Below are 14,080 nucleotides of genomic sequence, written 5' to 3'. Positions count from 1 at the left end.
CGGGGGCGCGGCGGCGATCACGGATGCCACGCCAGCTGGAGCTGCCGGCTCGACGTCGTGCTCACCTGGTAGACGACGGGGCTCGCCGCGCCCGGGAACGGCGTCGAGAGCTGCATCCCCCAGCTGTTCGCCGCGGGGCTCTGGGCCGCCCCGCCGTTGACGGACACGCTGACGCCGTTCAGCGGCAGGCCGTCCATCGCGGTCACCTGCAGCCACAGGTTCGCCGGCGTCCACCCCGTCGGGTAGTTCGCCGGGTCGATCTGGAAGCACGCCGTGCCGTTCACCGTCGCCGTGGTCGCCGGGCCCGCCTGGCCGAGGCTCTGGCAGGTCACGACCGTCGTGGGATCCTTGTAAACCCCGAACTTGTACTGGCGCGTGAACATCGGGACGGCGGAGTTGCCGGCGTGGTCCGCGAAGACCGTGATCTGGTGGCTCCCCCCCTCGGCGAACTGGCTGAACTTCGTCGAGTAGACGCCATCGTTGGCCGTGGTGTCGCCGTGCGCGGCGAGCCCGTCATCATAGAACGTGAGCGACGTGCCCGCGCCGCTCGGCGCCTCCATCTCGGCGATGACCGCGGCGCCCGTCACGGGGGCGCCCAGGTGGGTCACCGCGGCCTCGACGACCAGCGGCTGCGACCCGACGTTCAGGCCGTTCGTGGTGACCTGGAGCTGGATATCGTCGATCAGCGTCGACACGGCGGAATAGATATAGATGTCCGACGGTGTGTTGTTGACGGCGCAGACATTCCAGAAGCCCTCCTCGTACGACTGCGTGAGGTTCAGCGAAAAGCGCTTGAAGTTGTCGGCCGAGAAGAAGGTCAGGTCGGAGCTCGACGACCCGTAGCTCGCCTCGGTGATGTGGCTAAGGTGCTCCGGGTGCTGCGACGGCGGAATCAGGTACACGTCGGGGGCGGCGCTGCCCTGGAAGATCATCGTGAAATCCACGACCTGAGCGGCCGAGACGTACACCTCAGCGCACGGCGGAGGATCCTGCGGCGAGGTCCCCGGCGCGAGCCGGCTCAGCCCCTGATCGATCATGCCGCCCTCGCGGCAGTCGTTCGCCATGCGGTTGAACGCGCCGAGCAGCTCGAGCTGGTCGATGTCGGAGCTGACGTCGGCGCGCATGAAGAGCCCGGGCGAGGTTCCGTAGTTCGTCGCGATGTCGGCCATCAGCGGCTCGTCCGCCCCCGCCCCGAGCGCGATCGAGTGGACCTCGTCCACGCGAGTGAAGTAATCCGTGAAGAAGTCGCTCGGCGCCGGCGGCGTGTTGTGCTGCCCGTCGGACAGGAGGACGACGCACTCGCGCGGCCCCTTGGTCGGGTTCTCCGCGGTGAGCATGTCGAGCGCCTGCTCGAGGCCCGCCCCGATCGAGGTCGACCCGTCCGCGACGAGCGCGTCCACGGCCGCGTCGTAGCCGGACGCCGGGAGCGGCGTGATCGGGAAAGACTCCGAGGCCGTGTCCGAGTAGCTCGCCAGGCCGATCTGCTCGGTGAACGACTGCGAAGCGGGCACGTTGCTCGAGGCGATCGTGTTCTTGTAGATCTTCGCCGCCTGCTGCGCGAGGGCGAGGTTGGTCCCGTACATGCTGCCGGAGCGGTCGATGATGACCACGTGGTTCGTGTCGAGCGGCGTGACCTGAGCCAGCGCCGTGGACAGCCCCAAGACGCCCGCGAGGACGCCGCCGGTGATGCCTGCGAAAGTTCGAAGTGCGGTTCTCATCGTCGCTATTTCCTCTGAATTCCTCTGAATTCCTCTGCATTCTCGGACACGAACAGGAGCTGAAGAGCGAACGGGAGCGGCGTCACCGGGCCGACGCGTCGGCGCCGTAGAGGGCGTCCGGATGGGCGGGGTGGCGGGCGCCGCCTTGCGGACGGCGGCCCGCCACCCTGCCTATCTGGCCGGACCGGCGACGCCGGCTCTCACGGGTTGCGGTACAGGACCTCGAGCTTCGGACGCCTGTGGGCGGTCGCGTAGTCGCTCGACGTGAACGAGACCTCTCGGTAGCTGTTCGCCTCGCTGTCGAGCCGGATCATGAATCCGTTGTTGCTCGACGACGGGCTGAGCATGTCTCGCACGAGCGCGGTCACGTCGATGTTCTCGTAGTCCTGGCTGCTCGACGTGCTCTGCGGCAGGAGCACCTGGTTCGCCGTCGACACGGCCGGCTGGTTGTTCCACGTCACCGTGTTCTCCTGCCAGGCCGCGGTGATGCGCTGGACCAGGAAGGCGTTGGAGCCGCCGACCGTCAGGTGCCCCGGGGAATACGGGTTGTAGTTCCCCTGGCCGTAGAGGCGCGCGTCGGGGTCCGCGTACAGGCTCAGGCGCGCCCGCTCGATCGTCGCGCCCGCCGGGATGGGCGAGAGATCGAAGCGGAGCAGGCTCCGGTTCCGGTACCAGACGCTGTTCGCCGTCCAGGACCCCGCGGTCAGGTTGACGGTGTTGCCGTAGTTGTTCCCGCTGGCCCCGGTCATGTTGGTGATGTGCGCGTCGACGCCGGCGCTGCCGGGCTGCAGCGTCAGCGTCTGGACCGGGTTCTCGCAAGCCCCGTTGACGGTGAACACCGCCCCCGGCACCGCCGCGCACTGAGACTGGGTCGTCGGGTCGTGGCAGGTCCCGTCGGCCTCGTGGCAAGCGCCGACAGGCTCGCTGCCGCACGCGTCGACCTCGGCGCAGCTGTAGCCGCTGATGAAGTAGCCGCCGGCGCTCGCGCAGCTCTGCCCGGAGCTGATGCCGCCCTGGCCGAGGTCGGTGCAGCCGCCCGACCGGCAGCACGCGCCCTTCGACTCCGGCTTGCAGAGCGCCGAGCAGCCGTCGCCGCTCACGGTGTTGCCGTCGTCGCACTGCTCCGAGGCCTGCTGCACGCCGTCGCCGCAGCACCGCTCGACGGTGACGCCCGTGTTCTCCACGACGGAGCACTCGGCCACCGTGTTCTCCGGCGTCTGGCACGTCCCGCTCACGCAGGTCTGCCCGGGGCCGGTCGTGCAGTCCGCGTCCGTCTGGCACGCGCAGGGGATCGTGTCCTCGTAGTGGTCGTCGAAGCAGGTCTCCACCTCGGCGAGCCACGCCTCGGACGCGGCGGTCCGCTTCACCAGGTTCTCGGCCTCGAGGCCGGCGTCCGGGTCGACGAGGACCTTGGTCAGGTCGAAGTGGGCCGTGCCGGGGTTGACCACCGCGCCGCTGAAGTCGCCGATGGCCAGCTGGATGGACTGGGCCGTGCGCTGCGTGTCCAGGCACCCCCAGTGCTTGAGCAGGTGGCGATGCGACTCCTGGCACGGGAAGGTGAGGCTCCCGCGCGAGCCGGTCTGCGGGCCGACGTACGAGCAGGTCCCGGTCACGAACGTCTGGGTGAGCGCGTCCTGGTCCTGCAGCCAGTCCGTCATGGGCTGGCCGTTGATGCAGAGGTTCTCGGCCGACGAGACCGTCTCGCCCACGTCGAAGCCGAAGTTCACGACGTCCTCCACGCCGCCGACCACGTCATCGGTGGTGGGGGGCAGCGGGTCCGCCGCGTGCAGCGGCATCTCGTCCTTGCACCACGCGAGGAAGTCGGCCGTCGACGCGTTCACCTGCGCATACCGCGTGACCTCGCCGGGCTGGTAGTTGGTGATGTCGCCGAGCGGCGAGGTGTCCCACTGGTAGGTGGCCTCGAGCCCGGGCTGGAACTTGTACTTCGAGACCGAGCCGATATCGAAGGTCCGGCGCCACTTCCACAGCGTGAACTTCTTCCACTTCTTGAACAGCTTCGCCTCGAGGCCCACGTGGATGCCCGCGTTGAGCGCGGCGATGAGCTCGATCTCGGTCAGGCCGTACGTCGCGATCGCGTGGGTCGGGTCATCCCCGTTCTTCATGCCCCAGATCACCTCCTCGGCATAAGGTACGTTCGGGCCGGCCTTCGGCTCGCACGTGCCGCCCGGCGTGCAGACCTCGTTCTGGCCGCAGGCCGTGTTCGCCGTCGAGGGGCTGTAGGTGCAGTGCCGGGCGCACGCCCCGTTCACGCAGGCGCGGCCGGGCTGGTTCGGGCAGGTGCTCTGCGCGGTGCAGACGCAGTCGACGGGCGTCCCGCCGACGGTGCACACCTTCGCCTGGACATCGCACGTCTCGCCGCTCGCGCAATCGGCGTTCGAGGTGCAGCCGCACGCCGACGGGAAGCCCGTCTGGAGCGGGTGGCACCCGGGCCCCTGCCACTCCGTGGCGTCGGCCTTGGTCTCCGACAGGCAGCTGTACGCGTCGAAGTTGCCGGGGCACTCGGCCTCGGTGACGTCGAACACGACGGCGCCGGGGATGCCCGAGTCGCAGTCGCCGCTGATCTTGCGGACCGTCGCAGGGGTCGTGTCGCTCACGTAGATGTCGCCGGTCGGGAGCACGGCCACGCCCGCGGGCAGCTCGAAGATCGCGTCGTCGGCCAGGCCGTCCGTCGCCACGGTGCCGGGAGCGCCGGAGACGGTCGTCACGGCGGAGGTCTCCGGGTCGAAGCGCCGCACGCGACCGGGCTTGTTGCCGTCGACGACGAGCACGTGACCCACGCTGTCGACGGTGAGCCCCTTCGGCGCGGTGAACCGCGCGGCCGAGCCGATACCGTCCGCGGAGCCCGCCGAGCCGCTGGTCCCGGCCACGGTGGTGACCGCCGCCGAAGCGACGTCGAACCGCCGCAGCGTGTTGTTGATCGTGTCGCTGATGTACAGCCTGCCGCGCCCGTCGGCGACGATGTTGGTCGGCTCCGAGAACCGGGCCGCCGAGCCGATGCCGTCGGTGCCCCCGGTCTGGCCCGACGTGCCGGCCACGGTGGTGGCCGCGCCCGACGGGAGCGGGATGCGGATCAGCGTGCGGGCGCCGCTGTCGGTGGCGAACAGGGCGCCATCGTGCACGGCGACGTCCCGCGGCGTCAGAAACACCGTCCGATCCGCGATCGTGGTCACCTGGTTCGTGCTCAGGTTGAGCTTGCGGACCGAGCGAGCGCCGCGATCGGCGATGTAGAGCGAGCCCGCGTCGTACGTGATCCCCGAGATCGTGTTGAACCGCGCGGCGGTCCCGACCCCGTCGACGTTGCCCGCCGCGGCCGAGCCGGCGATCGTCGTCACCTGGCCGGTCTGCAGGTCGATGCGGCGGATGGCGGTCCGATCCGCGACGAAGAGGCGGTTTCCGCCGCGATCGTAGGCGAGGTCGGCGGGCTGGAGGAAGCGGGAGCCGCCGAACGTGCCGTCCGTGATCGACAGCGAGTAGGCCAGACCGTAGGGCGAAGAGACCGCGGGCAGGCAGCACACGCCGTGCTTGGCGCACGCCGAGATCTCGGGCAGCGCGGGGGCGCGCAGGCTGTTCGGGCAGGAGCCGTCGTTCGCGCACTCCTCGCACGACTTGTTCGCGCTCCACTGGGTCGTGAAGCCTTGCTGGAAGATGCTCTTGTACGTCTTCGCGTCCTTGTCCTTCAGGAAGGTCGAGAACAGCGCGTACGAGAGATTCGACGGGCTGCACTGATCCTGCGTGATCCCCGTCCAGTCGTCGAGGCAGGCGCGGCTGCCGTTGATGAAGGTGATGCAGCAGGAGTTCTTCGTGTCGAGCGGGGAGCAGGCGAGATCCAGCGACGACTCGGGGATGTACTTGTTCGAGCAGGACGCCTCATCCTTGTAGGAGAAGACGGGCTTGCACTCGAGGTCCTCGTTCGGGTTGCTGTTCACGAGCGCCTGCTCGAGCGAGGCGTTGAGGTCGACCACGCCGCCGGAGCCCTTCGGCTTGAGATCGACCGAGAAGCCGATGCTGGCCTCCACGCCCACCTTCAGGAGCTTGCCGATCGGCACGCCGAGGAAGAGCTTCGCGCCCACCTCCGGCCTCACCGACACCTGCGTCCCTGCCTCCGCGGTCACGTCCGGCGCCTGGAAGCCGTGCATGTCGCGGTTGAAGTCGAGGTCGGAGATCTTGTGCGACGTGTTCTTGTTGAGCGCCTCCTGCAGGCGCTTGCGCATGAAATACGCCTCGTCGTACCACTTCACCCCTGCGCCGAGCTTGAAGTACGGGATGAGGTACGCGCCGGGGACCGGCGGGAGGGGGATCGGCGTCAGCTCCTTCTCGATCGGCTTCAGCCGCAGGTCGAGGTTGAGCGCCGCGGCGAGGAGCGCGGCCGACTTCCCCTCCCAGTCCTCGATCGCGTCCGCGCCCTCGCGGGGCCAGGTGAGCTGGGCCGGGACGCCGTCGGTCGGCGTGTAGTCGAACGGCATGTACGTGCCGATCAGGAACTCCTGCGGGGAGACGCGGCCGTCGCCGTCGGAGTCGAGCGACGTCATCTGGTCCTCGTCCGCGAGGTAGAAGACGCCGAGCTTCTTCGCGGCGTCGAGGCTGACCCCGCCGCCGGCGAGGTGGCCGAGCTCCTCGATGCCGAGGGGAGCTTCACGGTTGAACCACTTGTAACCGTCAAGCTGCATGTTGAACTCCATCCCTGGCAGGATGCTCAGCGTCTCGCCGAACGCGGTCACGGCGAAGCCGCCGGTGCGCATCTGGGCGCGGCGCTCCTTGCTCAGGGTGTGCGACGTGTAGCGGCCGCCGATGCCCCACCGGTCGCTGTCCGACAGGTTGGCGTAGGCGCCGTGTCCGGCCCACGGGATGCACATGTGCAGGTCGGGCCGCTGGTCCGAGTAGCTGCCGAGGTGGTATCCCTCGGTGTACTGGTCGATGTAGCACTGGATCTTCGACATCACCTCGCTGATGTTGTCGAGCTCTCCGCCGAACTGGCTCAGGAAGTTGGCGAACTGGCCGCCGCCGATCTGGTCGGCGATCTTGTCGAGCCACTTCACCGTGCTGAGCGCCCACTTGGCCTTGCCCGCCTGGGTCTGCTGGATGTCGTTGGAGAGCCACACGAGGACGCCGGTGCTGCACGGGTCCGCCGAGGGCGAGCTCGGGTCGCAGAAGTCGAGGCACTCCTCGTACGTGGTCTTGTCCTGCTGGATGACGTTCAGGCACTGGGAGGACACCTGCTGGCTGCAGACGCACGTGCCCTTGTCCGCGTCCGCGGCCGGCTCCGTCTTGAGGCCGTTGATCGCCTCGGCCGTCTTGTTGACGATCGACGCGAGGAGCTGGATCGACTGGAGGACGTGGAAGTTCGTGGTGATGTTCTGGAGGTCGGCGCCCTTCGGGTTCGGGTTCTCCGGCAGCTTGCCGAGCTGGCTCGGATCGCACGCCTGCACCTGGAACGTGCCTGTGCCGGCGTCCGGGGCCTCTCCCTCGATGACGGGGTCCGGCCGGTCGGGCTGCTGGGACCACGTCGGCCAGTCGTGGATGGTCGTGTCGTTGCAGGCCACGTCGTCCGGCGCGCAGAGCGCCTGTTCCGCCTGACCGACGGGCCCGTCCAGCTCGACCGGATCGTCGGCGCCGGCCGTGCAGGCGGTCGTGAGCGCGCCCAGGCACGCGAGGAGCGGCAAGCGCGCCGCGCGCCATGGGGCGGCGCGCGATTGAGCGACCTGACGTAGCAGTATGGATCTTAGACTCGTCATGAATAAGCCCTCGACGCCGTTGTTGATGGGAGGAGACGAAGCGGATCCGCTCTCGCCCGGCCTGCACGCGCAGACACAGGCGCTCTCCCATTGCGAATGTTTGTGTACTCGGCTGTAAACCGATCGCGAAGGCGACAAATCGCGCCACGCGGCGACAAACCGCGCCACGCGGCGACAAATCGCGCCACCAGCGACAAACCGCGCCAGGCCAGGGGCGGTCGGCACAACCTCCCACGATCTCCGCCTCCCTGAGGCGCTCGCGCATCATCTCGACATCTGGTCCTCCCCCGCTTCGGCGAGGAGGATGACGCCTGTCATGGAGCTCACGCTGGCTTGGCCCCGGCGAATCCATCTAAGATCGGGCCGAGGAGGTTCTTCATGCGCACGCATCGACCCGTCTTGCTCGCGACGCTCCTCTCGGCCGTCGCCGCCTTGATGTCCGCCGTGCCCGGATGCGGGGACGACGAGACGCGGGCGAGCAGCGGAGGGCCGGAGCCGACAGGCGGCGACTTCTTCTCCAGGTATGCGAAGGCCCTCTGCGACCGCACCTTCGCGTGCTGCGACGCGGCGACCCGGGCCGCGCATGACCTGGACGCGAGCTCCGCCGACGCGTGCGCCTCGACGCTCGAAGCGATCCTCGTTGCCGTCACCGGCGGAGGCGAGGTGAACGGCACGTTCGTCCCGGAAAAGGCGGAGGCGTGCCTCGCCGAGGTGGACGCGGCCCCCTGCGCCGAGCTTCAGATCCTGGGCGTGCTCTTGGGGGTGAACGACGGGTTCACGCCGTCCTGCCTCGATGCGTGGGACGGCTCCGTGCCCGAGGGCGGGACGTGCGCCACGGACTGGGACTGCGCCCGGGACCGCTGCGTGCGCAGCACCGACGCGAGCGGGCAGACGACGTCGGCGTGCAGGGCGAGGGCGGCGGTCGGAGAGCCATGCTCCTCGGCGTTCTACTGCGACGAGGCGCTCCGATGCGACCAGCCCTCGCCGTCCGACGAGGGGACGTGCGCGCCACGGCTCGCCGTGGGCGCGTCGTGCAAGGGAACCCTCGACTGCCAGGAGGAGCTTCGCTGCGGCGAGGACGGGACGTGCCAGGCGCGCGAGCCGGCGGGCGGTCCATGCGCGTCGGACGGAGACTGCGCGGCCGGTACGGCGTGCGATGGCGCCACGTGCGCGCCGCTCGGCGCCGCCGGCGCGCCCTGCTCCGCCGATTCGGACTGCGCGTCATCCGCGTGCGCCGCTGCGACGGGCACCTGCGCCGACGTCTGCAAGGGCAGCTGATCGCAGGGCAAGAGGCCGCGGCTACCGCCGCTCGCGAGCGCCTGCTCCCGCCTTCGTTCCGCGCGAGAGCCGCGCCTCGATGCCGTCGAGCACGCAATCGAGGCCCCCGTCGAACACGACGTCGGCCGGCGGGTGCGAGGCGTCCCGGACCACCTTGGCGAGCGTCGGGAAGCGGCCGGTGGCGATCATCCGGTGGATGTACGCGTCCGACGCTCGCTGCCATTCGGCCTGGCTCATGCCGCTCGCGAGCTCGGCGCGCAGCTCGTTGGCCTCGCCGCGGATGGCGCCGATCACATAGGCGTTGACGGTCCCGACGGCCAGCATGACGGCATCGATGTCCTCGAAGCCCGGAGCCCCGCTCAGCGCGGCGAACGAGGCCTCGAGGTGCGCGAGCGCGTTCGGACCGAGATGCGGGCGGCCGCCCAGCAGATCGATGAACCATGCATGCTCCCTGGCGGCCCGCCGGGTGCGGTGGGCGATCGCCCGGAGCGCCTCGCGAAAGCCGCCGGGGATCGGCCCGGCGGACGCCATCTCCCCGTACACCGCGTCCACCATGAGCTCGAGCAGCTCCTCCTTCGTGTCCAGGTAGCCGTAGAGGCGCATCGGACCGGCGTCGAGCGAGGCCCCGACCTTGCGCAGCGACACCGCGGCGAGGCCTTCCGCGTCGGCGAGCGCGATGGCGGCGCGCACGATCCGGTCTCTGCTCAGCGGTCCGGGCGCGGGGCGGGGGACGGGCTCCGGACGCTCCCAGAGGAGGGGGGCGCCGGTCGCTCGCGCTTTCTTCTGCCGTGCGGTCATGCCCCGGTCTTGTTCGCATCGGAGCGCGGTTGACAACAAATCGGGCGCGATACACTGTATCGACATGATACACTGTATCAAAGGACGGTCATCATGCACGTAGAATCGACGTCGGCGCTCGTGGTCGGGGGCAGCTTGGTCGGCCTGTCGGCCGCGGTATTCCTGGCCTGGCGAGGTGTGCGGGCGGTCGTGGTCGAGCGGCACGCGGGCAGCTCGCCGCATCCGCGCGCGATCGGCTACACGCCGAGGACGCTGGAGCTCTACCGCGCGGTCGGGCTGGGCCCGCGCATCCCGCAGGTGCCGCCCACCTTCCGGCTGCGCCGAGCCCGGGTCGAGAGCCTCGCCGGGGCGTGGTTCGAAGAGCTCCCGTGGACGCCCGGGGAGCAGGGGGCGCCCTCGATCGAGCGCTCGCCGTGCGCGGGCGCCGCGCTCGCTCAGGATCGCCTCGAGCCCATGCTCCGGGACAGGGCGGCCGAGCTCGGCGCCGACGTCAGGCTCGAGACCGAGCTGGTCCGCTTCGAGCAGGACGCCGACGGGGTGACCGCGTGGCTGCGCGAGCGCGGCGGGCGAGCGTACGCGATGCGCGCGGACTACCTGGTGGCGGCGGACGGCCACCGCAGCCCGATCCGCGAGGCGCTCGGGATCGGCCGCTCCGGGCGGGGCCACATCCAGACGGTGCGCAGCGTCCTGTTCCGGGCTCCGCTCGAGGAGTACCGCCGGACGGGGGTCACGCAGTTCGCGATCGAGCAGCCGGGGTTCAAGGCATTCCTCACCACCTACGGCGATGGCCGCTGGGTCCTGATGTTCTGGGACGACGAGGAGCGCGACGCGGGCGCGCTGAGGGCGTTGATATCGAGGGCGATCGGCAGGTCGGACCTGGACGTCGAGATCGTCACCACCGGACGATGGGAGATGAGCGGCCTGATCGCGGATCGCTTCGCGTCCGGCAGGGTATTCCTCGCCGGGGACGCCGCGCACACCCTGCCGCCGAGCCGCGGCGGCTATGGCGCGAACACCGGCATCGAGGACGCCCACAACCTCGCGTGGAAGCTGTCCGCGGTCCTGTCGGGCGCGTCGACGAAAGCGCTGCTCGACACCTACGACGCCGAGCGACGCCCGATCGCGTGGCTCCGGCACGACCAGATCTTCGCCCGGGCCGACTACAAGGCATACGCGGGCGGGACCGCCGCGGGCGTGCCGATCATCGACGACGATGCGATGGAGCTCGGTCAGCTGTACCGATCGACCGCGGTGCTCGGCGCGGGCGACGGGCTCCCGCCGGCGATGCGGCCCGAGCAATGGGCGGGTCAGCCGGGCACGCGCGCGCCGCACGCGTGGGTGGCGCGGGGCGACGAGCGGCTGTCCACGCTCGATCTGTTCCAGCGAACCTGGGTGCTGCTCGCCGAGGACGCGCGGTGGGGCCCCGCCGCGGCGCATGCCGTCGAGCGGCTCGGCGTCGCGCTCGAATGCGTTCGGATCGGCGCGGAGGTGCGCCCGGTCGAGGAGGGAGCGTTCCGGAGGGCGTTCGGCCTCGGGGCCGGGGGCGCGTCGCTGGTGCGCCCGGACGGCTACGTGGCGTGGCGCTCGATCGACCTGCCGGCGGATCCGCGCGGCGCGCTCGCCGATGCGCTCGCGCAGGTGTCGTCCGCCGCGCGCCGCCCCGAGCGCGTCGCCCCGTAGGGCCGATGCGAGCTCAGCGGCTCGGCGACGCGAGGTTCCCCGGCGATCGTCCCGGAGCCGGCCGCGAGGGGGCCGAGCAAGGGCTATGATGCCGGAACATCATGAAGATCGCCGTCTACGGTCTCGGAGCCATCGGCGGGCTGCTCGGCGCCCGGCTGGCCACGGCCGGCTGCGAGGTCAGCGCCGTCGCGCGCGGAGAGAACCTCGCCGCCGTGCAGCGACGCGGCTTGCTGCTGCAAATCCAGGAAGAGATCACCAGCGTGCCGATCCGCGCCGCGCCGGATCCGGCCGCGCTCGGCGCGCAGGACGTCGTGATCATCGCGGTCAAGGCCACCGCGCTGACCGACGTCGCCGCGCGCATCGCGCCGCTGCTGCGCCCGGACACGATGGTCGTCCCCGCGATGAACGGCGTGCCGTGGTGGTTCTTCGCGCCCGAGAACGTGCCGTATGCCGGCGCCCGGCTCCGGTCGCTCGACCCGGGCGGCGTCCTGCCGCGCGCCATCCCGCTCCGCCAGGTGCTCGGCTGCGTCGTGCATCTCTCGGGCTCCAGCCCGGAGCCGGGGCTCGTGCGCGTGGGCCTCGGCAATCGCCTGCTGCTCGGCGAGCCGGCCGGCGGAGGCTCGGGCCGGGTGGACGCGCTCGTCGCGCTGCTGCGGCGCGCCGGCTTCGACGCCGAGGCGAGCGCCGATATCCGGACGGACATCTGGTACAAGCTGTGGGGCAACATGACGATGAACCCGGTGTCGGTGCTCACCGGCGCGACGTGCGACCGGATCCTCGATGATCCGCTGGTCCGCGGCTTCTGCCTCAAGGCGATGGAGGAAGCGGCGGCGATCGGTGCGAGGATCGGTTGCCCGATCGCGCAGAGCGGAGAAGACCGGATGGAGGTCACGCGCAAGCTCGGCGCGTTCAAGACATCGATGCTGCAGGACGCGGAGGCCGGCAAGCCGCTGGAGATCGACGCGCTGGTGACCGTGGTGCATGAAATCGGCAAGCTGACCGGCGTGCCCACGCCGACCATCGACGGCTTGCTCGGGCTGGCGCGGCTGTGCGGCCGCACGCGCGGCCTGGTCGCCGGATGATCCTCGAGCGAAACCCGCTCGTCCCCGGCTCGCCGGGCAGTGCTAAAAATTGAACATGAAGGCGGGAAGGCGGGAAGGCGGGAAGAAAAAGATCGATGATCTTCCCGCCTTCATGTGAACTCTCCCCGGGCAAATTTGAGCACGACCGCTCGCCCCCGGGCTACCCGAGCAGCGCGCGGCGGCACGGCTCGACCACCTCGGCGAGCGCCTGCCGCCGCAGCGCGCCCATCATCTCACGCGACAGCAGGCCGTGCTCGGGGGCGACGGCGCCGGGCGCGACGTCCGGATCGGCGCTCATCCCCGCGACCGCGCGCTCGAAGGCGCTCGCCGCCACCGCCCGCAGATCGTCGCCCGCGCCGCGCAGCAGCCAGGCGAGCGCGCGCCATCCCAGCTCCGCGTGACGCCCCTCGTCCTCCGCGATGCGCTCGTACGTCCCGGCGAGCGCCGGATCGCGCACGAGCCCGGCGAGCGCGCGCGCCTCGGCGGCGCCGACCGTCTCGCCGACGCACGCCTCCTCGACCAGCGCCGCCACGATCGCCGCGGCCGAGGTGGCCGGGGCGACGCCGGTCACGTCGAGCGGCCCCGGGCCGAGCGCGGCGCCGGCGTACGCGCTCGCGAGCGTGTACGCGGCGCGCGCGTGGGCGACCTCGTCCATCGCCGCCTGCTGCGCGCCGGCGAGCAGGGCCGGCGGCGCGCCGAGCGCGAGCAGCTCCAGCGAGAACCGCGCGAAGCTCGCGATCGACGCGTGCTCGAGCGCGGCGACGTCGCGCCAGTGCGCGGCGAGCGCGGCGCGCACGTCGCCGCGAAGCCCCGCGGTCTCCGGGGTGAGCGAGGCAGAGGTCCAGTCGGAGCGCGCCGCGCCGCGGGCGGTGCGCGCTCGGCCCTCGACGGCCAGCGGCCGGCCGATGGCGCAGCTCGGCGGCCGGCACGCCCACTCGCCCTCGCCGTCAGGCGCGACGCACTGCTCGTCTCCGGCCCTGCAGTCGGCCGCGGCGCGGCACGCATCGCCGGGGGCGCGGCAGGCGAGATCCAGCTCAACGCCGCACCCGTCGTCGTACAAGGAGACGCCGCACTCGCCGCTCGCGCAATCGGCGTTCGTGCGGCAGCCCGCGGAAACGCACGTCGGAAACGGAGAGCCGCTCGGCAAGACGCCGGGGCACACGCAGGCCTCACCGGGGTTGCAGTCCTGATCCATGGCGCAGGGATACACGCAACCGCAGTGCCACACCGGGCCGTCGAAATTGTCGACACGATACGAGCCGCACTTCCCGCCGGGCTTCTGCGTGCAGTCAGCGTCGGTCTTGCACGAGATCTCGTCCTCGACGCCCTGGCACGCCGGCAACGAGCCCTCACAGGCGACGGCCTCGACGCGGTGAATCGTGCCGTCAGGGCACCTGGCGTAGCCGCTGTGCGCCCCGTCCGGCCGGAGCAGCGGCACCGCGCCGTCGCACACGAAGGCGGCGTCCGCCGCGCCGGTCGAGCCGGTCGCGTTGCCGCCTTCGCCGCCGCTGCTCGCGGGGTCCACCGCGACGTGGCCGCCGCATGCGGACGCCGTGAGGCCCAGGGCGGCCCAGATCGAGGCGCGCAGCGGCGCGAACGCGGGGACGAGAAAGCCGCGATGCATCGAGCTTGCTTTGAGCATGATTGACCTTCGTGTGCGGGTTCGCTGGGGGCCGCGGACGACTCAGGATCGCGCACTTCCCGGCGCTGGTCGGCGCAAATCACGCCCGAAAAGTGCTCCGGGAAGCGCTTTGGGAGTCCGGCCCCCGAT

At 70.9% G+C, this 14,080-nt stretch carries 7 protein-coding genes; 3 read left to right on the top strand and 4 right to left on the bottom strand.

Features of this window, described 5'->3' with window-relative positions:
• Positions 1–17: 17 nt before the first annotated feature.
• Together WME98_RS25150 and WME98_RS25145 are read right to left on the bottom strand one after the other, a co-directional pair.
• Positions 18–1,718 carry a VWA domain-containing protein gene (locus WME98_RS25150; protein WP_437953612.1) on the bottom strand — a complete coding sequence of 567 codons (1,701 nt, stop codon included), beginning with the start codon at positions 1,716–1,718 and terminating at the stop codon, positions 18–20.
• Positions 1,719–1,918: 200 nt separating this feature from the next.
• Positions 1,919–7,399 carry a DNRLRE domain-containing protein gene (locus WME98_RS25145; RefSeq protein ID WP_437953611.1) on the bottom strand — a complete coding sequence of 1,827 codons (5,481 nt, stop codon included), beginning with the start codon at positions 7,397–7,399 and terminating at the stop codon, positions 1,919–1,921.
• A 450-nt stretch (positions 7,400–7,849) separates the two neighbouring features.
• On the opposite strand from WME98_RS25145, the gene WME98_RS25140 reads away from it, so the two are divergent.
• Positions 7,850–8,749, top strand: coding sequence for a hypothetical protein (locus tag WME98_RS25140; RefSeq protein WP_437953610.1), 900 nt, complete (start codon positions 7,850–7,852; stop codon positions 8,747–8,749).
• 21 nt (positions 8,750–8,770) lie between these two features.
• On the opposite strand, the gene WME98_RS25135 is transcribed toward WME98_RS25140, so the two are convergent.
• On the bottom strand, positions 8,771–9,439 hold the full coding sequence (locus WME98_RS25135; protein WP_437335471.1) for a TetR/AcrR family transcriptional regulator: 669 nt from the start codon (positions 9,437–9,439) through the stop codon (positions 8,771–8,773).
• A 201-nt stretch (positions 9,440–9,640) separates the two neighbouring features.
• Between WME98_RS25135 and WME98_RS25130 the strand changes: the two genes are divergently transcribed.
• Together WME98_RS25130 and WME98_RS25125 are read left to right on the top strand one after the other, a co-directional pair.
• Complete coding sequence (locus WME98_RS25130; protein WP_437953609.1) at positions 9,641–11,227, top strand: FAD-dependent monooxygenase; 1,587 nt, start codon at positions 9,641–9,643, stop codon at positions 11,225–11,227.
• Between the two features lie 101 nt (positions 11,228–11,328).
• A complete protein-coding gene (locus WME98_RS25125) occupies positions 11,329–12,309 on the top strand; it encodes a 2-dehydropantoate 2-reductase (RefSeq protein ID WP_437953608.1) in 981 nt (326 codons plus the stop codon).
• 160 nt (positions 12,310–12,469) lie between these two features.
• Here WME98_RS25125 and WME98_RS25120 read toward each other — a convergent pair whose 3' ends face one another.
• Positions 12,470–13,933: a ferritin-like domain-containing protein gene (locus tag WME98_RS25120; protein ID WP_437953607.1), complete on the bottom strand. Its 1,464-nt coding sequence runs from the start codon at positions 13,931–13,933 to the stop codon at positions 12,470–12,472.
• Positions 13,934–14,080: the final 147 nt, after the last annotated feature.

This window comes from Sorangium sp. So ce296, from assembly GCF_051529605.1.
Classification (GTDB): Bacteria; Myxococcota_A; Polyangia; order Polyangiales; family Polyangiaceae; genus Sorangium; species Sorangium cellulosum_D.
Note: the sequence above shows the minus strand (reverse complement) of the source record. Positions and strands in the feature narration are given on the sequence as shown.

Bases quoted from the DNA above. Each gene is read 5' to 3' on its own strand.
- WME98_RS25150 (WP_437953612.1), bottom strand. From the start codon at position 1,718: ATGAGAACCGCACTTCGAACTTTCGCAGGCATCACCGGCGGCGTCCTC.
- WME98_RS25140 (WP_437953610.1), top strand. From the start codon at position 7,850: ATGCGCACGCATCGACCCGTCTTGCTCGCGACGCTCCTCTCGGCCGTC.
- WME98_RS25130 (WP_437953609.1), top strand. From the start codon at position 9,641: ATGCACGTAGAATCGACGTCGGCGCTCGTGGTCGGGGGCAGCTTGGTC.
- WME98_RS25125 (WP_437953608.1), top strand. From the start codon at position 11,329: ATGAAGATCGCCGTCTACGGTCTCGGAGCCATCGGCGGGCTGCTCGGC.
- WME98_RS25120 (WP_437953607.1), bottom strand. From the start codon at position 13,933: ATGCATCGCGGCTTTCTCGTCCCCGCGTTCGCGCCGCTGCGCGCCTCG.